Below are 19,326 nucleotides of genomic sequence, written 5' to 3' on the forward strand. Positions count from 1 at the left end.
CCGGGCCCGGCATCGAGTCGCTCATGCCAAGACGCTACCGCGAAGCCCTGAGGTACCGTCGATCACGATGGCGACGACGGAAGAGTGCCGCAGCGCGCTCGACAAACTCTCGGACAACCTGGCACAGGCGGACGGCGACGTACGGAGCGCGGCCGCGCTCGACCGTTCCCTCAGCTGCCACATCAAGGACCTGGACATCACGTTCACCGGCCGTCTCAAGGACGGCCGGATCGAGGTGGCCGACACGCTCCCCGGTCCGCCCCCCGAAAGGGCTCAGATCCGCCTCGCGATGAGCGGCGACGACCTGGTGGCGATGGTGAACGGCGAACTGAACTTCGCCAAGGCCTGGGCCTCGGGCCGGGTCAGACTCGAGGCCGGCTTCCGCGATCTGCTGCGCCTGCGGACGCTGCTGTAGCGGTACGCCTCCGGGCCGCCGGCACCACCAGCGGCGTCCCGGACTCCGGGTCGTCGATGACCTGGCTCTTCACCCCGAAGACCTGCTCGACCAGCTCGGCGGTGACCACGTCCGCCGGCGCGCCCTCGGCGACAACCCTTCCCTCCCGCAGCGCGATGAGGTGTGTCGCGTAACGGGCGGCCTGGTTCAGGTCGTGCAGTACGGCGACGAGCGTCCGTCCCTGCGTCTCGTGCAGCTCCGCGCACAGATCGAGTACCTCGAGCTGGTGCTGGATGTCCAGGAATGTCGTGGGCTCGTCGAGCAGCAGCAGCGGGGTCTGCTGGGCCAGCGCCATCGCGATCCATACGCGCTGCCGCTGCCCGCCGGACAATTCATCGACATAACGCTCTGCCAACTCGCCGACTCCGGTCGCGGCCATCGACTCCTCGACAATCCGCTCGTCCTCGGGCGACCACTGGCGCAGCAGCCCCTGGTGCGGATAGCGGCCGCGCGCGACGAGATCGGCGACCGTGATCCCGTCGGGCGCGATCGACGACTGCGGCAGCAGGCCGAGGGTCCTGGCGACCTTCTTGGCCGGCAGCGAGTGGATGACCTGCCCGTCCAGCAGGACCCGCCCCTGGGACGGCTTCAGCATCCGTGACAGGGCGCGCAGCAGGGTCGACTTGCCGCAGGCGTTCGGGCCGACGATCACCGTGAAGGAGTTGTCAGGGATCTCCACCGAGAGGTTCTCGGCGATGATCCGCTGGTCGTAGCCGAGGGTGACCGATTCCGCGGTGAGGCGCTGCATAGTCGTCGTACTCCTGGATTCCGATGGTCCGGCGGCAACGGGCTTCGCTTGCCTCGCGGGGCTCATATGCGTCCCGCCTTGCGTTCGGTGACCAGCAGCCAGAGCAGATAGCAGCCGCCGAGCACCCCGGTCACCACACCGACCGGCAACTGCCGCTCGCCGAAGGCGTTGGTGGCGGTCCAGTCGGCGACCAGCAGCAGCGCGGCGCCCATGACCGTCGACGCGGCGAGGTTCGGACCGGGCGCGCGGGTCACCCGGCGGGCCAGCTGCGGTGCGCTCAGCGCGACGAAGGCGATGGGTCCGGCGGCGGCCGTCGCGACCGAGATGAGCAGGACGCCCACGCTCATCAGCACCAGGCGGGTGCGCTCGACCGGCGCGCCCAGCGCGTACGCGGCATCGTCGCCCATCTCCAGCATCCGCAGCGGCCGCCCGTACACGAACACCAGCGGTACGAGGACGGCACACGTCGCGAGCAGCGGCCAGACCTGGGCCCAGTCGCGGCCGTCGAGCGAGCCGGTCATCCACAGCGTCGCCCGGGTGGCGTCGATCAGGCTGGCCTTGGTGAGCAGATAGTGGTTGACGGCGGTGAGCATGGCGGCGATGCCGATGCCGACGAGGACGAGACGATAGCCGTGCACGCCGCGCTTCCAGGCCAGCACATAGACGCCGAGTCCGGTGACCAGTCCACCGACAACGGCACCGGCCGACACGGCGGCGGCCCCGCCGTGGAAGAGCACGATCACGCTGAGCGCGCCGACGGTCGCGCCCTGCCCGAAGCCGATCACATCCGGACTGCCCAGCGGATTACGGGAGATGGACTGGAAGATCGCTCCGCTGAGGGCGAGCGAGGCACCGACGAGCAGTCCCACGAGCACACGCGGCAGCCGCAGGTCCTGGACGATGAACTCCTGTGCCGCAGTGCCGTTCCCGAGGAGCGTGGCGATCACATCGCCGGGCGAGATCGGGAAGTCGCCGCTGCCGATCAGTACGACCGCGGTGGCCGCGGTGGCCGCGGCGAGCAGCAGGACGGCGACGGCCGCCCGGGGATCGACCCGGACGGAGAGCCCGCCGGGGGTGCGTATCGCCTTCACTGGGATGTCCCTCGCATGACGTGCCGGGCAGGTCGTCGGAGCTGTCTGTCCTGCCGGGGATCCGGCCCGTGGCGAAGCCGCTTTCGGGTGCGGCGTCCCCCGGGACACAGCACGGCCTTCACAGCTGGGCCATCCTCTTGCGGCGTACGAGATGGATGAAGACGGGCCCGCCGATCAGCGCGGTGACGATGCCGACCTGCAGCTCGGCGGGGCGGGTGACGACCCGGCCGACGACGTCCGCGCCCAGCAGCAGGACGGGCGAGAGCACCGTCGCGTACGGCAGGATCCACCGCATGTCCGGTCCTGTGATGCTGCGTACGAGGTGCGGGATCATCAGGCCGATGAAGACGATCGGCCCGCAGGCGGCGGTCGCCGCCCCGCACAGCAGGGTGACGGCGAGCATCGAGAGGATGCGCGTGCGGTTGAGATGCGCGCCCAGCGCGCGGGCGGTGTCGTCGCCCATCTCCATCGCGTTCAACGGCCGTGCGAGCAGCAGCGCCAGCAGCACGCCGACGCCGATGAACGGCGCCACCTTGCCGATGGTCCCCATGTCGGCCGAGGCCAGCGAGCCGACCGTCCAGAACCGGATCCGGTCGAGCGCGGCCGCGTCCAGCAGCTGTACGGCGTTGATGTAGCCGAAGAGCGCGGCGGAGACGGCAGTCCCGGCGAGCGCGAGCCGTACCGGTGTCGCGCCGCGGCTGCCGCCGAGGATGTACACGAGTGCGGACACGACGGCCGCACCGAGGAACGCGAACCACACATAGCCGGTGAGCGAGGTGACGCCGAGGAAGCTGATGGCGGACACGACGGCGGCCGACGCTCCCGCGTTGACGCCCAACAGGCCTGGTTCCGCGAGCGGGTTGCGTGTCAGCGCCTGCATCACCGCGCCGGCGAGCCCGAGGGCCGCGCCGACGAGCAGACCGAGCAGGGTCCGCGGTACGCGCACATCGTGCACAATCACGTCATTGCCGGCGCCGGAGTTGTGGAACAGGCCGTGCCACACGTCGGAGAGCGGCATCGACTTGGCACCTACGGCGATGCTCGCGACGCAGACCAGCAGCAGGATGCCGACGGACACCAGCAACCCCGTGGCGCGCAGTGCGTGGCGCCTACGGGGTGTGGGTGCGGATATCGGCTCCGCGCTCTGTTCGGGAGGACTGTCGACCAACACGAGGTTAGGTTAGCCTAGCCTCGCATCGCGCCTCGAGTCGCCTGCTGGGAAAAGCCCGCGGAGAGACGCCCGCAGGCAGACGCCCGAGCCCGGCGAGGACGGCGCTACAGCCCCAGCCGGGACAGCGCCTTGCCCGCCTCCAGCTCGCAGACGCCGTCCCCTGCCTGGGTCCAGGCCGCCGCGCACAAGGCCCGCAGCCCGTCCAGTGGATCACCCTCGCCGTCGAGCGCCAGCTCCTCGTCCCGTACGGAAGCGGTCCAGCCCCCGCAGCCGAATCCTCCCTCCGCCTCGGCCACTTCGGGCTGTCCGCTCAGCATCCCGCGCAGATCGGCGTCCACATACGTCGGCCGGTGCTCGGGCCGCGCCGCCAGCAGCTGCGCGCCGTCGGTCACCCCGGTCAGTACGAGCAGCGAGTCCACTCCACCGTTGAACGCACCCTCGATGTCCGTGTCCAGCCGGTCCCCGACCACCAGCGGCTTCTTCGCACCGGTCCGCAGTATCGTCTCCTTGTGCATCGGCGGCAGCGGCTTGCCGGCCACCTGCGGCTCAGCCCCCGTCGCGATCCGTACGACCTCCACGGCCGCACCATTGCCGGGCGCGATCCCCCGCGCACTCGGAATCGTCAGATCCGTGTTGGAGGCGAACCACGGCACACCGCGCGCGATCGCGTAACAGGCCTCGGCGAAGCGCCCCCAGGGCAGGTCGGGACCGCCGTACCCCTGCACCACCGCCGCCGGATCATCGTCGGCGGACTCCACCGGCTCGAGCCCCCGCTCGCGCAGCGCGACGCGCAGTCCATCGCCGCCGATCACCAGCACCCGGGAGCCGGCCGGCACCTGCTCGGAGATCAGCCGGGCAACCGCCTGCGCGGAGTTGATGACATCAGCAGCATCCGCCGGCACCCCGAGCTCCGTGATGTGCGCGGCCACGGTCTCGGGCGGCCGCAGCGCGTTGTTCGTCACATACGCAAGGTGCATACCGCCCGCACGCGCCACCAGGAGCGACTCCACGGCGTGCGCGATCGCCTCGCCACCCGCGTACACCACTCCGTCGAGATCCAGCAGCGCGGTGTCATACGCGCTGCTCAGCGCCGTAGCGCTGCCGCTCGGCCGGGTCCTGCTCCGCTGACTCATACGTTTCCGCTCCTCGCTCACCGTCACTCCCCCGATCATCGCTCATCCCCGCGATCCACATACGATGCTCGAATGAACACCGAAGGTCCCGCGGCCAATGAAGGTCTGCATCTGATCCCGTTCCGTGGACTGCGTTACGTCCCCGAGCGGATCGGCAGCCTCGCCGCCGTGACCTCACCGCCGTACGACGTGGTCGTCAGGCCCGACGGTCTGCTCCACCTGGAGTCGGCGGACCCCCACAACATCGTCCGGCTGATCCTGCCCCAGGCGACCACCGCCGAAGCCCGCAACCAGCAGGCCGCCGAGACCCTCGACCGCTGGCTCTCGGAGGGCGTCCTCGCCCCGGACGCCGAGCCCGCGCTCTATGTGTACGAGCAGCGCAGGGGCGACATCCTGCAGCGCGGCATCATCGGGGCGCTCGCCCTGTCCGAACCGTCCGAGGGTGTCGTCCTCCCCCACGAGGACGTGATGCCGGACATCGTCGCGGACCGCGCGGCTCTGATGCGTACGACAGCCGCCAATCTGGAGCCGCTGCTCCTCACGTACCGGAGCACGGGCAACGCGGCCGGTACGACGGCCGTCATCGAGCGGACCATCCTGCGCTCCGTGCTCCTGGCCACCACCACGGAGGACGGCTTCAGCCACCGCCTCTGGTCGGTGACGGATCCCGGCGAGCTTTCCGAGATCCGCGCCGATCTCGCCGACCGCCAGGCCCTGATCGCCGACGGCCACCACCGCTGGGCGACATATCTGCGGCTGCGCGCCGAGCATCCCTCGCCCGGTCCGTGGAACTACGGCCTGGTCCTGCTGATCGACACGGCCCGCTATCCGCTGCAGGTCCGCTCGATCCACCGCCTGTTGCACCGGCTTCCCGTCTCCGAGGCGATCGCCGCCCTGTCCGGCTCCTTCCGCATCAAGCGCGTCGACGGCCCGCTTCCGCTGGCGCTGGACGCTCTCGCGGACGCGGCGGCCGAGGGCAATGCCTTTCTGCTCGCGGGCGACGGCGGATTCCACCTCGTCGACCGCCCGGACCCGGAGCTCCTGTCCCGTACGATCCGCGCCGACCGCCCTGAGGCGTGGCGCACGCTCGACGCCACGGTCCTCCACTCCACGCTCCTGGACCATATCTGGCGGATCCCGGACACCCCGGAGCACATCGCCTACATCCATGACACCGAGGCGGCCGTCACCCACGCGGAACGCAACGACAGCACAGCGGTGTTGATGCATCCGGTACGGGAAGAGGTCGTACGGGAACTCGCGCGAGAAGGTGTCACCATGCCCCGCAAGTCCACGTCGTTCGGCCCGAAGCCGGCGACGGGCCTGGTCCTGAGAAGCCTCGCGCTGGACTGACGCGGAGATCCGGACATACGAAAGGGCGGCACCCGAACCGGGTGCCGCCCTTTCAACTACCTGTGCCTACTTGCCCTTGTCACCCGCGACATCGCCCTCGTCGGCATCGTCGTCGTCGTCGACATTGTCTTCGTCCTCGTCCTCGTCGACTTCGTCTTCGTCTTCGTCGACATCAGCGTCGGACTGCTGGGCGGGTGCCGCCGACTCCGTGGACTCGTCGGACACTTCGTCCTCGCCCATGGCGTCGACGAACTCCACGCCGTCCATCTCGGCGAGCCGGTCCGAGGCGTCCGTCGCCCCGTCCTTGTCCGCCTCGAGCGCCTTGGCGAACCACTCACGCGCTTCGCCCTCACGCCCGGCCGACAGCAGTGCGTCGGCGTACGCGTAACGCAGCCGCGCGGACCAGGGCTGTACGGAGTTGGACGCGAGCTCGGGGCTCTGCAGGGTCACGATGGCGGCGTCGATCTGCCCCATGTCCCTGCGCGCTCCGGCCGCGACCAGCCGCATCTCGACCTGGCCGGCCTTGTCGAGCTTCTGCACCTCGGGCTCACCGGCCATCGCCATCGCCCGCTCGGGCCGCCCGAGCCCTCTCTCGCAGTCGGCCATGACGGGCCACAGTTCGACGCTCCCGGTCATCCGCTTCGCAGCGCGGAACTCCGCAAGTGCCTCGGAGTACTTCTGAGTCGCGTACGCGGCGAAGCCGGCGGCCTCGCGCACGGCAGCGACACGGGAGGCGAGCCGCAGCGCCACCTTGGAGTAGGCGTACGCCTGCTCGGGGTCCTCGTCGATCAGATTGGCGACCATGACGAGGTTCCTGGCCACGTCCTCGGCAAGACCCTTCGGCAGGCTCTGGAGCTCCTGCCGTACGTCCTTGTCGATCTCGTCGCCCGTGACGTCGTCGGGAATCGGCAGCCGCTTGATCGGCTCGCGCTCACCGCGGTCACGGTCGCGGTCGTCGCGCCGCCCGTAGCCGCCGCGGTCGTCCCGCCGGTCGTCACGCGGCCCACGGAAGCCACCACGGTCGCGGTCGTCACCACGGGGCCCGCTCGGCCGGTCATCGCGACGCCCGTAGCCACCACCACTGCTGGAGCTCGGCCGACCACCGCGGTCGTCATCGCGACGCGGCCCACTCGGCCGGTCATCCCTACGCCCGTAGCCACCGCCACTGCTGCCACCGCTGCTGGGACGGGAGCCGTAGCCACCGCCACCGCTGGGACGACCGCCACGGTCATCATCGCGACGCGGCCCGCTCGGCCGGTCATCCCTACGCCCGTAGCCACCGCCACTGCTGCCACCGCTGCTGGGGCGACCGCCACGGTCATCGTCACGGCGTGCGCCGTACCCGCCACCACTGGGCCGCGAGCCGCGGTCGTCACGAGACCCGCGGTACCCACCACGGTCGTCATCGCGACGGGGGCCATAGCCGCCACCACCACTGCTGGGACGACCGCCACGGTCGTCATCGCGACGCGGCCCACTCGGCCGCTCATCGCGACGGAAGCCGCCGCCACCGCCACTGCTGCCACCGCTGCTGGGACGGGAGCCGTAGCCACCACCACCGCTGGGACGACCGCCACGGTCATCATCGCGACGCGGCCCACTCGGCCGCTCATCGCGACGGAAGCCGCCGCCACCGCCACTGCTGCCACCGCTGCTGGGACGGGAGCCGTAGCCACCACCACCGCTGGGACGACCGCCACGGTCATCATCGCGACGCGGCCCACTCGGCCGCTCATCGCGACGGAAGCCGCCGCCACCGCCACCGCCACCGCCACTGCTGCCACCGCTGCTGGGACGGGAGCCGTAGCCACCACCACTGCTGGGACGACCGCCACGGTCGTCATCGCGACGCGGCCCACTCGGCCGCTCATCGCGACGGAAGCCGCCCCCACCGCCACTGCTGCCACCGCTGCTGGGACGGGAGCCGTAGCCACCACCACCGCTGGGACGACCGCCACGGTCATCATCGCGACGCGGCCCACTCGGCCGCTCATCGCGACGGAAGCCGCCGCCACCGCCGCTGCTGCCACCGCCGGAACGGTCGTCACGACGGAAACCACCGCCACCGCCACCGCCGCTGGGACGGGAGCCGTAGCCACCGCCACCACTGGGGCGACCGCCACGGTCATCATCGCGACGCGGCCCACTCGGCCGCTCATCGCGACGGAAGCCGCCGCCACCGCCACTGCTGCCACCGCCGGAACGGTCATCGCGACGGAAACCACCGCCGCCGGAGCTCGGCCGGCCGCCACGGTCGTCATCACGTCGCGGCCCGCGGGCTCCACCACGGTCATCGTCACGTCGCGGCCCACGGTCCCGGTCGTCACGGCCGCCGCGGAAGCCGCCCCGGTCACCACCGTCCTTACGACGCGGCTCGCGCTCCGGACGGTCGTCGGGAGAGTTGGGGGACATCGGCGTGACTCCTGTCTTCGGGTACTGCAGTCATTCTCGCGCAGCCGGCCATCGGACGCGCTTCGAAAAAATAGGCAAAACAAAAAAGGACCCTTGGTCCAGCATGAACGCTGGACCAAGGGTCCTTGAAAGATTGTTCGGCGGTGTCCTACTCTCCCACAGGGTCCCCCCTGCAGTACCATCGGCGCTGAAAGGCTTAGCTTCCGGGTTCGGAATGTAACCGGGCGTTTCCCTAACGCTATGACCACCGAAACCCTATCGGGCTCTAGCGAACAAGCACACTCTTCAATTAAGAGATGAAACTGTTCAACCGGTGCGACTGTTCGCAACCCGGGAACAACACAGTGGACGCGAGCAACTGAGGACAAGCCCTCGGCCTATTAGTACCGGTCAACTCCACACCTTGCGGTGCTTCCATATCCGGCCTATCAACCCAGTCGTCTACTGGGAGCCTTACCCTCTCTAGGAGGTGGGAGTCCTCATCTCGAAGCAGGCTTCCCGCTTAGATGCTTTCAGCGGTTATCCTTTCCGAACGTAGCCAACCAGCCATGCCCTTGGCAGGACAACTGGCACACCAGAGGTTCGTCCGTCCCGGTCCTCTCGTACTAGGGACAGCCCTTCTCAAGACTCCTGCGCGCGCAGCGGATAGGGACCGAACTGTCTCACGACGTTCTAAACCCAGCTCGCGTACCGCTTTAATGGGCGAACAGCCCAACCCTTGGGACCGACTCCAGCCCCAGGATGCGACGAGCCGACATCGAGGTGCCAAACCATCCCGTCGATATGGACTCTTGGGGAAGATCAGCCTGTTATCCCCGGGGTACCTTTTATCCGTTGAGCGACGGCGCTTCCACAAGCCACCGCCGGATCACTAGTCCCGACTTTCGTCCCTGCTCGACCCGTCGGTCTCACAGTCAAGCTCCCTTGTGCACTTACACTCAACACCTGATTGCCAACCAGGCTGAGGGAACCTTTGGGCGCCTCCGTTACTCTTTAGGAGGCAACCGCCCCAGTTAAACTACCCATCAGACACTGTCCCTGATCCGGATCACGGACCCAGGTTAGACATCCAGCACGACCAGAGTGGTATTTCAACGGCGACTCCACAACCACTGGCGTGGCCGCTTCAAAGTCTCCCACCTATCCTACACAAGCCGAACCGAACACCAATATCAAACTGTAGTAAAGGTCCCGGGGTCTTTCCGTCCTGCTGCGCGAAACGAGCATCTTTACTCGTAGTGCAATTTCACCGGGCCTATGGTTGAGACAGTCGAGAAGTCGTTACGCCATTCGTGCAGGTCGGAACTTACCCGACAAGGAATTTCGCTACCTTAGGATGGTTATAGTTACCACCGCCGTTTACTGGCGCTTAAGTTCTCAGCTTCGCACGCCCGAAAGCGCACTAACCGGTCCCCTTAACGTTCCAGCACCGGGCAGGCGTCAGTCCGTATACATCGCCTTACGGCTTCGCACGGACCTGTGTTTTTAGTAAACAGTCGCTTCTCGCTGGTCTCTGCGGCCACCCCCAGCTCAAGGAGCAAGTCCTCTCACCAGTGATGGCCCCCCTTCTCCCGAAGTTACGGGGGCATTTTGCCGAGTTCCTTAACCATAGTTCACCCGAACGCCTCGGTATTCTCTACCTGACCACCTGAGTCGGTTTAGGGTACGGGCCGCCATGAAACTCGCTAGAGGCTTTTCTCGACAGCATAGGATCATCCACTTCACCACAATCGGCTCGGCATCAGGTCTCAGCCTTAATGTGTGACGGATTTACCTGCCACACGGCCTACACCCTTACCCCGGGACAACCACCGCCCGGGCTGGACTACCTTCCTGCGTCACCCCATCGCTTACCTACTACCACCTTGGGCCGGCGGCTCCACCACTCCCCTCAACTCCGAAGAGATCAGGGCGGCTTCACGGCCTTAGCATTAGAGGATTCAGTATTGGGCGTTTCAAAGCGGGTACCGGAATATCAACCGGTTGTCCATCGACTACGCCTGTCGGCCTCGCCTTAGGTCCCGACTTACCCTGGGCAGATCAGCTTGACCCAGGAACCCTTAGTCAATCGGCGCACACGTTTCTCACGTGTGTATCGCTACTCATGCCTGCATTCTCACTCGTGTACCGTCCACCACTGCCTTCCGGCGCGGCTTCACCCGGCACGACGCTCCCTACCCATCCCAGCGGGCGTTGGCCCTATATGCTGAAATGACACGACTTCGGCGGTACGCTTGAGCCCCGCTACATTGTCGGCGCGGAATCACTTGACCAGTGAGCTATTACGCACTCTTTCAAGGGTGGCTGCTTCTAAGCCAACCTCCTGGTTGTCTCTGCGACTCCACATCCTTTCCCACTTAGCGTACGCTTAGGGGCCTTAGTCGATGCTCTGGGCTGTTTCCCTCTCGACCATGGAGCTTATCCCCCACAGTCTCACTGCCGTGCTCTCACTTACCGGCATTCGGAGTTTGGCTAAGGTCAGTAACCCGGTAGGGCCCATCGCCTATCCAGTGCTCTACCTCCGGCAAGAAACACACGACGCTGCACCTAAATGCATTTCGGGGAGAACCAGCTATCACGGAGTTTGATTGGCCTTTCACCCCTAACCACAGGTCATCCCCCAGGTTTTCAACCCTGGTGGGTTCGGTCCTCCACGAAGTCTTACCTCCGCTTCAACCTGCCCATGGCTAGATCACTCCGCTTCGGGTCTAGAGCGTGCAACTCAATCGCCCTGTTCGGACTCGCTTTCGCTACGGCTTCCCCACACGGGTTAACCTCGCTACACACCGCTAACTCGCAGGCTCATTCTTCAAAAGGCACGCAGTCACGACCCATTGAGTAAACTCAATGAGCGACGCTCCCACGGCTTGTAGGCACACGGTTTCAGGTACTATTTCACTCCGCTCCCGCGGTACTTTTCACCATTCCCTCACGGTACTATCCGCTATCGGTCACCAGGGAATATTTAGGCTTAACGGGTGGTCCCGCCAGATTCACACGGGATTTCTCGGGCCCCGTGCTACTTGGGTGTCTCTTAAACGAGCCGTATGAATTTCAGCTACGGGGGTCTTACCCTCTACGCCGGACCTTTCGCATGTCCTTCGCCTACATCAACGGTTTCTGACTTGCCCAACAGCCGGCAGACTGTTGAAGTGCAATCCCACAACCCCGTATGCGCAACCCCTGCCGGGTATCACACGCATACGGTTTGGCCTCATCCGGTTTCGCTCGCCACTACTCCCGGAATCACGGTTGTTTTCTCTTCCTGAGGGTACTGAGATGTTTCACTTCCCCTCGTTCCCTCCACACTGCCTATGTGTTCAGCAGCGGTGACAGCCCATGACGACTGCCGGTTTCCCATTCAAACCCCGGATCAAAGCCTGGTTGACGGCTCCCCGGGGACTATCGTGGCCTCCCACGTCCTTCATCGGTTCCTGGTGCCAAGGCATCCACCGTGCGCCCTTAAAAACTTGGCCACAGATGCTCGCGTCCACTGTGCAGTTCTCAAGCAACGACCAGCCACCCATCACCCCGCCCTCACAGGCGAGTTCACTGGGGCCGGCATCGCGAAGGTTCAGACTTTTCAGTCCGCACCCTCAGATACCCAACAGCGCGCCCGGCACGTCCAATCCAGATCCTGTGTTCCACGCCGAAGCAGTACTGACAGTCCCAAACCAAACGTGCCGAATAGTCAACGTTCCACCCATGAGCAACCAGCACCGGACATTCGCCGGTGTTCTGGCCTCTGACCGAGCAGGCTCGGTAAGAAGTGCTCCTTAGAAAGGAGGTGATCCAGCCGCACCTTCCGGTACGGCTACCTTGTTACGACTTCGTCCCAATCGCCAGTCCCACCTTCGACAGCTCCCTCCCACAAGGGGTTGGGCCACCGGCTTCGGGTGTTACCGACTTTCGTGACGTGACGGGCGGTGTGTACAAGGCCCGGGAACGTATTCACCGCAGCAATGCTGATCTGCGATTACTAGCAACTCCGACTTCATGGGGTCGAGTTGCAGACCCCAATCCGAACTGAGACCGGCTTTTTGAGATTCGCTCCGCCTCACGGCATCGCAGCTCATTGTACCGGCCATTGTAGCACGTGTGCAGCCCAAGACATAAGGGCATGATGACTTGACGTCGTCCCCACCTTCCTCCGAGTTGACCCGGCAGTCTCCTGTGAGTCCCCATCACCCCGAAGGGCATGCTGGCAACACAGAACAAGGGTTGCGCTCGTTGCGGGACTTAACCCAACATCTCACGACACGAGCTGACGACAGCCATGCACCACCTGTATACCGACCACAAGGGGGGCACCATCTCTGATGCTTTCCGGTATATGTCAAGCCTTGGTAAGGTTCTTCGCGTTGCGTCAGATTAAGCCACATGCTCCGCTGCTTGTGCGGGCCCCCGTCAATTCCTTTGAGTTTTAGCCTTGCGGCCGTACTCCCCAGGCGGGGAACTTAATGCGTTAGCTGCGGCACCGACGACGTGGAATGTCGCCAACACCTAGTTCCCAACGTTTACGGCGTGGACTACCAGGGTATCTAATCCTGTTCGCTCCCCACGCTTTCGCTCCTCAGCGTCAGTAATGGCCCAGAGATCCGCCTTCGCCACCGGTGTTCCTCCTGATATCTGCGCATTTCACCGCTACACCAGGAATTCCGATCTCCCCTACCACACTCTAGCTAGCCCGTATCGAATGCAGACCCGGGGTTAAGCCCCGGGCTTTCACATCCGACGTGACAAGCCGCCTACGAGCTCTTTACGCCCAATAATTCCGGACAACGCTTGCGCCCTACGTATTACCGCGGCTGCTGGCACGTAGTTAGCCGGCGCTTCTTCTGCAGGTACCGTCACTTTCGCTTCTTCCCTGCTGAAAGAGGTTTACAACCCGAAGGCCGTCATCCCTCACGCGGCGTCGCTGCATCAGGCTTTCGCCCATTGTGCAATATTCCCTGCTGCCTCCGTAGGAGTCTGGGCCGTGTCTCAGTCCCAGTGTGGCCGGTCGCCCTCTCAGGCCGGCTACCCGTCGTCGCCTTGGTGGGCCATCACCCCACCAACAAGCTGATAGGCCGCGGGCTCATCCTTCACCGCCGGAGCTTTCAACCTCTTCCCATGCGGGAAGAAGTATTATCCGGTAGACCCGTTTCCAGGGCTTGTCCCAGAGTGAAGGCAGATTGCCCACGTGTTACTCACCCGTTCGCCACTAATCCACCCCGAAGGGCTTCATCGTTCGACTTGCATGTGTTAAGCACGCCGCCAGCGTTCGTCCTGAGCCAGGATCAAACTCTCCATGAATGTTTTCCCGTAATCGGGATGAACACCACTTAGAGCGGAACAGTCGACTCGGAATAAGAGCGACCGTTCACAGCGTCCTCGCTGTGTCATTGCCTACCCACCACAAGGGCCAGTAGGACTTTCAAAGGAACCTCAACCCACCGAAGTGGGCCGGGGTTGTCAATCTGGCGTTGACTTTTGGCACGCTGTTGAGTTCTCAAGGAACGGACGCTTCCTTCGTACTCACCCTCTCGGGCTTTCCTCCGGGCGCTTCCCTTCGTGTTTCCAACCTTACCAGATTCTTTTTCCGTTCCGTTTCCGGTGAGGAATTCAAATCCAGTGGCCGTTGGGAGCCTTTCGCCTTTCGGCGTGTTCACTACTTTAGCCGATTCCCAGGGTGACTCATAATCGAGTCAGTGGGCTTGAATTTCGGCATGCCGAAATCGCACCCGATTGGGTTCGTCGTGAGTAGTGGATGGCCACTTCGGGTTGCTGAACAGCAGGGCCCGTTTCAAGCGGCTCGGGCCACGTTAGGCGTCCCGGGAAGCCGAGTCAAGTTGCCCTGCGGCGCGGTACATGGGCCCGGTAGGGGCTGACCGTGGGGTCGCTGTCGATCCAGAAGCGCCAGGGCTGGTGGGCTCCCCCGCCGCCCACTCCCGTACGCGGGCCGTTGCGCACCTGGTCAGGGCGGGGCGGGGTACCGGGCAGCAGAGACAGTGGGGCGGTGGCGTCGGCGCAGAGGTCGGTGCCGTTCAGGGCACGGTCGACATCGAGGGCCGTGGCCAGGCGGGCGGGGCCTTTGGCCAGTTCTCTGTCATGACGGGCCGAGAATCGACGTTTACGTGCGAGATCGGCGCCGATCTGGATCTCCCCGGCGCGCAGCAGGATGCCGCTCGCCCTGCCTTCCGGGCCGCACACCACGTTCAGGCAGTGCCACATGCCGTAGGTGAAGTAGACGTACGCGTGACCGGGCGGGCCGAACATGACGTCGTTACGCGGGGTTCGGCCGCGGTAGGCATGGGAGCCGGGGTCGAGTTCGCCCGCGTACGCCTCTACTTCAGTGAGCCGCAACTCGATGGGGCCGTCGCCGGTGAGACGTGCCAGTGTGCAGCCAAGGAGCTCGGGGGCCACGTCCAGTACAGGGCGGTCGAAAAAGCCCCGGGGCAGCGGCGTACGGTCGGGCCTCTCGATCATGGCGTACGAGCGTACCCGGGAACCGACTACGGTCGTCGCGCGTATGTAGAGGTCAGGACCAAGGAGGAGTGGACATGGGCTTCAAGAGGCTGCTTGCCAGCATGGGCGCCGGCGGTGCTTCCGTGGAGACGGAGCTGACCGAGGCGAACGTCGTACCTGGCGGTGTCGTCCAGGGCGAGGTACGTATTCAGGGCGGCTCGGTTGACCAGTTGATCGAGGGGCTCTCCGTCGGTCTGCAGGCGCGGGTCGAGGTCGAGGGCGGTGACCAGGAGGTCAAGCAGGACATCGAGTTCACCAAGCAGCGGCTCGGTGGCGCCTTCCAGGTGAAGGCCGGGGCCACGCATGTGGTGCCGTTCGGGCTCGAGATTCCGTGGGAGACCCCGGTCACCAGCATCGCCGGGCAGCAGCTGCGCGGGATGAACATCGGTGTGACCACCGAGCTGGAGATCGCGCGGGCCCTGGACTCGGGCGACCTGGACCCGATCAACGTGCATCCGCTGCCGGCGCAGCAGGCGATCCTGGATGCCTTCATCCAGCTTGGCTTCCGCTTCAAGAGCGCGGACATGGAGCGCGGGCAAATCCGCGGCACCCGTCAGCGGCTGCCGTTCTACCAGGAGATCGAGTTCTTCCCGCCGCAGCAGTACCGCGGGCTGAACCAGATCGAGCTCACGTTCGTCGCGGACGACCGCGAGATGGACGTCATCCTGGAGATGGACAAGAAGCCGGGGCTGTTCAGCGAGAGCAGTGACTCGTACAAGGCCTTCCGGGTCGGTCACCACGACTTCCAGTCGACCGACTGGGCGGCATACCTCAACCAGTGGCTCGCCGATGTCGGTGGGCGTCGTAACTGGCTCTAGGCTCGGATGCGGCAGCAGGTTGGCAGGAGAACAGCCGAAACCGGAGGTTCAGACGTGACCGAGCTCAAGAGGGCGCCGCTTCCGCACGACTTTCATCCGGCGGTGCCGTCGTTCACGGTGGTGAGCGATGACATCGAGCCGGGGTCGGTGCTGAAGGACGCCCAGGTCCACGCGGCGGGCAACACCTCGCCGCAGCTGCGGTGGGAAGGTTTCCCGGCGGAGACCAAGAGCTTCGCCGTGACGTGCTTCGATCCGGACGCGCCGACCGGCAGCGGGTTCTGGCACTGGGTGCTCTTCGACATCCCGGCGTCGGTCGCGGAGCTGCCGGCGGGTGCGGGCAGCGGGAAGTTCGAGGGGCTGCCCGAGGGCGCCGTTCAGGTCCGTAACGACTACGGGTCGAAGGACTTCGGCGGCGCCGCTCCGCCGGCCGGTGAGAACCACCGCTATGTCTTCACCGTGTACGCGGTGGACAGCGAGAGGCTCGGGCCGGACGCGGATGTCTCGCCCGCGGTCGTGGGCTTCAATCTGCGCTTCCACACGCTGGCCCGTGCGCAGCTCATCGCTGAGTACGAGGGTCCCTCGTAGAGCTGACCGTTCGTTTGTTGTTTGCCCTGCCCTGGTCTTGGAGAGATCAGGGCAGGGCATCTTTTATTGCGTTGTCCATCTCGGCGCGCCCGGCCAAAGTTGATCCAAGCCCCAGGCCCGCAACAGGGCTGGGCCGGCGAACGGGAGGTGGGCGAGATGCGTGACACGCTGGTACTGAATGCGAGCTTCGAGCCGCTGTCGACAGTGACCCTCAATCGTGCGGTGGTGCTGGTCCTGCAGGACAAGGCCGTCGTGGAGCACGCCCACCCCGGACTCCGTATGCGCGCGGCCGCAGTCGATCTTCCGGTGCCCCGGGTGATCAGGCTCTGCCGCTATGTCCGGGTGCCTTTCCGAAGACAGGCGCCGTGGTCGAGGCGGGGTGTGCTGGTCAGGGACCAGCACCGGTGCGCGTACTGCGGTAGGCGTGCCACGACCGTGGACCATGTGGTGCCGCGGTCGCGCGGTGGTGCGGACAGCTGGCTGAATACGGTGGCGTCGTGCGCCGAGGACAACCACCGCAAGGCTGACCGTACGCCGGAGCAGGCGGGGATGCCGCTGCTGCACGCGCCGTTCGTGCCGTCGCCTGCCGATGCGATGCTGCTGGGGATGCGGGCCGGTGAGCGGTCGGAGCTGCCGCGGTGGCTGGCGGCGCAGCCTGCCGCGTAGGTCTTCTGTGGGAGAGCCCGCCTTCGTACGAGGGCGGGCTCTCGTGCGTCGCGGGCGGTCAGCGCAGCAGCAGCTGGACGATGGCGACGGTGCCGACCACCACGATCAGGCCGCGCAGTGCCGTCGGGGGGAGGCGGCGGCCGACCTTGGCGCCGAACTGGCCGCCGATGGCGGAGCCGACCGCGAGCAGCACGACCGCCGTCCAGTCGAAGTCCGCGACGAAGAGGAAGAAGAGCGCGGCGACGCTGTTGACGACGGCGGCGAGGACGTTCTTGGCGGCGTTGAGGCGCTGCAGGGTGTCGTCGATCAGCATGCCCATGAGGGCGACGTAGATGATCCCCTGGGCGGCGGTGAAGTAGCCGCCGTAGACGCTGGCGAGGAGCAGTCCGATGAACAGCAGCGGGCCGCCGTCGGGGTGGGCGTGGGTGCCGTTCTGTTCGCGGCGGCGCTGGACAGCTTTGGAGATGCGCGGCTGGAGGATCACCAGGACGAGGGCGAGCGCGACCAGTACGGGCACGATCGTCTCGAAGGCCCTCGGGGGAAGCATCAGGAGCAGTACGGCTCCGCTGATGCCGCCGATCGCGGCGGCGATGCTCAGGCGCAGGACGCGGCTGCGCTGCCCGGTGAGTTCGGCGCGGTAGCCGATGGCTCCGCTGACCGAACCGGGGATCAGGCCGAGGGCGTTGGAGACGGTGGCGGTGACCGGGGGCAGGCCCGTGGCGAGGAGCACCGGGAAGGTGATCAACGTCCCCGATCCGACGATGGTGTTGATCGTGCCGGCGCTGATGCCCGCGGCGAAGACGGCGAGCATCTCCCAGATGGTCACGCTGTGCCTCTCGATGATCGGTGCCGGATGCACCGATCATGCCTCAGAGGCGGCTGGGTCAGTCGATGGGGGGCTGTTCGCGGCGCTCCGTGCCGTTGCCACCGCCGGACTTGCCGGAACCGGAGCCGGATCCGGAGCCGCCGCGCATACCGCCCATCGGGCCCATGTTGCCCATGGCACCGCTCAGTCCCTTGAGCGCGTCGCCGATCTCGCTGGGCACGATCCAGAGCTTGTTGGCGTCGCCCTCGGCGATCTTCGGGAGCATCTGGAGGTACTGGTAGGCGAGGAGCTTCTCGTCGGCGTCTCCGGCGTGGATGGACTCGAAGACCGTACGGATCGCCTGGGCCTCGCCCTCGGCGCGCAGGGCGGCCGCCTTGGCCTCACCCTCGGCGCGCAGGATCGAGGACTGCTTCTCGCCCTCCGCGGTGAGAATCGCGGACTGCCGGATGCCTTCGGCGGTGAGGATCGCGGCGCGCTTGTCACGGTCGGCGCGCATCTGCTTCTCCATCGAGTCCTGGATGGAGGTGGGCGGTTCGATCGCCTTGAGCTCGACGCGGTTGACGCGGATGCCCCACTTGCCGGTGGCCTCGTCGAGGACACCGCGCAGCGCGGCGTTGATCTCCTCGCGGGAGGTCAGGGTCCGCTCGAGGTCCATGCCACCGATGATGTTTCGCAGGGTGGTGACGGTGAGCTGCTCGATCGCCTGGATGTAGCTCGCGACTTCGTACGTCGCGGCGCGGGCGTCGGTCACCTGGTAGTAGATGACGGTGTCGATGTTGACCACCAGGTTGTCCTGGGTGATCACCGGCTGGGGCGGGAAGGGGACGACCTGTTCACGGAGGTCGATGCGGTTGCGGATCGAGTCGATGAACGGGACGACGATGTTCAGGCCGGCGTTGAGGGTGCGGGTGTAGCGCCCGAAACGTTCGACGATGGCGGCACTGGCCTGTGGGATGACCTGGATCGTCTTGATCAGGGCGATGAAGACCAGCACCACCAGAATGATCAGGACGATGATGATCGGTTGCATCGCGTTCCCTTGGCCCTTCGCTGCCGGATGAATCTGATGATCGAGTTTCCCAGAACACGGGCTGGTGTGTGGGGTGTTCGGCCTGGTTGGGTCACATGACAACGGCGGTTGCGCCGTCGATCTCCACGACGTCGACCTGCTGGCCGGCCTCGAAGGACATGTCCGCGTCGAGTGCGCGCGCGGACCAGATCTCGCCGGCGAGTTTGATCCGGCCGCCGCTGCCGTCGACCCGCTCCAGGACGACGGCCTGACGGCCCTTCAGCGCGTCGATCCCGCTGGCGAATTGGGGGCTCTGGGCTCTGTGTCGGCTCGCGATGGGGCGTACGACCGCGATGAGTGCGACGGAGACCGCGACGAAGACGAGCACCTGTGCCACCGTGCCGCCGCCGAGCGCCGCGACGACGGCCCCGGCCACCGCTCCTGCGGAGAACATTCCGAACTCGGGCATCGCGGTCAGGACAAGCGGAATGCCCAGTCCGACCGCGCCGATCAGCCACCACACCCATGCGTCGATTTCCACATGCTCATGGTA

15 protein-coding genes and 3 rRNA genes are annotated in these 19,326 nt (G+C 65.9%); 5 read left to right on the plus strand and 13 right to left on the minus strand.

Going from position 1 to position 19,326, the window contains the following annotated elements:
* Positions 1–67: 67 nt before the first annotated feature.
* A complete protein-coding gene (locus SLUN_RS08570; RefSeq protein ID WP_108147919.1) occupies positions 68–415 on the plus strand; it encodes an SCP2 sterol-binding domain-containing protein in 348 nt (115 codons plus the stop codon).
* Here SLUN_RS08570 and SLUN_RS08575 read toward each other — a convergent pair.
* From SLUN_RS08575 to SLUN_RS08590, 4 genes are all read right to left on the minus strand, one after another.
* A complete protein-coding gene (locus SLUN_RS08575; protein WP_108147920.1) occupies positions 363–1,202 on the minus strand; it encodes an ABC transporter ATP-binding protein in 840 nt (279 codons plus the stop codon). The two genes, SLUN_RS08570 and SLUN_RS08575, sit on opposite strands and share 53 nt — an antisense overlap.
* A 62-nt stretch (positions 1,203–1,264) precedes the next feature.
* Positions 1,265–2,299: a FecCD family ABC transporter permease gene (locus SLUN_RS08580; RefSeq protein ID WP_108154606.1), complete on the minus strand. Its 1,035-nt coding sequence runs from the start codon at positions 2,297–2,299 to the stop codon at positions 1,265–1,267.
* A 112-nt stretch (positions 2,300–2,411) separates the two neighbouring features.
* Entirely contained in the window at positions 2,412–3,461 is a 1,050-nt protein-coding gene (locus SLUN_RS08585) for a FecCD family ABC transporter permease (RefSeq protein ID WP_217502481.1), read from the minus strand.
* 107 nt (positions 3,462–3,568) lie between these two features.
* On the minus strand, positions 3,569–4,597 hold the full coding sequence (locus SLUN_RS08590; protein ID WP_108147922.1) for an HAD hydrolase-like protein: 1,029 nt from the start codon (positions 4,595–4,597) through the stop codon (positions 3,569–3,571).
* 72 nt (positions 4,598–4,669) lie between these two features.
* On the opposite strand from SLUN_RS08590, the gene SLUN_RS08595 reads away from it, so the two are divergent.
* Complete coding sequence (locus SLUN_RS08595) at positions 4,670–5,950, plus strand: DUF1015 domain-containing protein (protein WP_108147923.1); 1,281 nt, start codon at positions 4,670–4,672, stop codon at positions 5,948–5,950.
* A gap of 66 nt (positions 5,951–6,016) precedes the next feature.
* Here SLUN_RS08595 and SLUN_RS08600 read toward each other — a convergent pair whose 3' ends face one another.
* From SLUN_RS08600 to SLUN_RS08625, 6 genes are all read right to left on the minus strand, one after another.
* Positions 6,017–6,754: a tetratricopeptide repeat protein gene (locus tag SLUN_RS08600; protein ID WP_306610682.1), complete on the minus strand. Its 738-nt coding sequence runs from the start codon at positions 6,752–6,754 to the stop codon at positions 6,017–6,019.
* Positions 6,739–8,304 carry a hypothetical protein gene (locus SLUN_RS41025; protein ID WP_306610683.1) on the minus strand — a complete coding sequence of 522 codons (1,566 nt, stop codon included), beginning with the start codon at positions 8,302–8,304 and terminating at the stop codon, positions 6,739–6,741. Before SLUN_RS41025 ends, SLUN_RS08600 begins: the two co-directional genes overlap by 16 nt.
* A 193-nt stretch (positions 8,305–8,497) precedes the next feature.
* A 5S ribosomal RNA gene (rrf, locus tag SLUN_RS08605) occupies positions 8,498–8,614 on the minus strand.
* A gap of 108 nt (positions 8,615–8,722) precedes the next feature.
* A 23S ribosomal RNA gene (locus SLUN_RS08610) occupies positions 8,723–11,838 on the minus strand.
* A 304-nt stretch (positions 11,839–12,142) separates the two neighbouring features.
* Positions 12,143–13,657 (minus strand): 16S ribosomal RNA (locus tag SLUN_RS08615).
* The 16S, 23S and 5S rRNA genes sit together here, the layout of an rRNA operon.
* A gap of 531 nt (positions 13,658–14,188) precedes the next feature.
* A complete protein-coding gene (locus tag SLUN_RS08625; RefSeq protein WP_108147925.1) occupies positions 14,189–14,830 on the minus strand; it encodes a DNA-3-methyladenine glycosylase in 642 nt (213 codons plus the stop codon).
* Between the two features lie 74 nt (positions 14,831–14,904).
* Here SLUN_RS08625 and SLUN_RS08630 point away from each other — a divergent pair, with 74 nt between their 5' ends.
* The 3 genes from SLUN_RS08630 to SLUN_RS08640 all read left to right on the plus strand — a co-directional run bounded on the left by SLUN_RS08630 (position 14,905) and on the right by SLUN_RS08640 (position 16,938).
* On the plus strand, positions 14,905–15,687 hold the full coding sequence (locus SLUN_RS08630; protein WP_108147926.1) for a sporulation protein: 783 nt from the start codon (positions 14,905–14,907) through the stop codon (positions 15,685–15,687).
* Positions 15,688–15,741: 54 nt separating this feature from the next.
* Entirely contained in the window at positions 15,742–16,272 is a 531-nt protein-coding gene (locus SLUN_RS08635; RefSeq protein ID WP_108147927.1) for a YbhB/YbcL family Raf kinase inhibitor-like protein, read from the plus strand.
* 156 nt (positions 16,273–16,428) lie between these two features.
* Positions 16,429–16,938 carry an HNH endonuclease gene (locus SLUN_RS08640; RefSeq protein ID WP_108147928.1) on the plus strand — a complete coding sequence of 170 codons (510 nt, stop codon included), beginning with the start codon at positions 16,429–16,431 and terminating at the stop codon, positions 16,936–16,938.
* Between the two features lie 58 nt (positions 16,939–16,996).
* Here SLUN_RS08640 and SLUN_RS08645 read toward each other — a convergent pair whose 3' ends face one another.
* The 3 genes from SLUN_RS08645 to SLUN_RS08655 all read right to left on the minus strand — a co-directional run bounded on the left by SLUN_RS08645 (position 16,997) and on the right by SLUN_RS08655 (position 19,314).
* Positions 16,997–17,764, minus strand: coding sequence for a sulfite exporter TauE/SafE family protein (locus SLUN_RS08645; RefSeq protein WP_108154608.1), 768 nt, complete (start codon positions 17,762–17,764; stop codon positions 16,997–16,999).
* 58 nt (positions 17,765–17,822) lie between these two features.
* Positions 17,823–18,794 carry an SPFH domain-containing protein gene (locus tag SLUN_RS08650; RefSeq protein ID WP_108147929.1) on the minus strand — a complete coding sequence of 324 codons (972 nt, stop codon included), beginning with the start codon at positions 18,792–18,794 and terminating at the stop codon, positions 17,823–17,825.
* Positions 18,795–18,885: 91 nt separating this feature from the next.
* The gene (locus SLUN_RS08655) at positions 18,886–19,314 is read right to left on the minus strand and encodes an NfeD family protein (protein WP_108147930.1); all 429 of its coding nucleotides are present in this window, start codon (positions 19,312–19,314) and stop codon (positions 18,886–18,888) included.
* Between the last annotated feature and the right edge of the window lie 12 nt (positions 19,315–19,326).

Source organism: Streptomyces lunaelactis (assembly GCF_003054555.1).
In the GTDB taxonomy this organism is placed as follows: Bacteria; Actinomycetota; Actinomycetes; order Streptomycetales; family Streptomycetaceae; genus Streptomyces; species Streptomyces lunaelactis.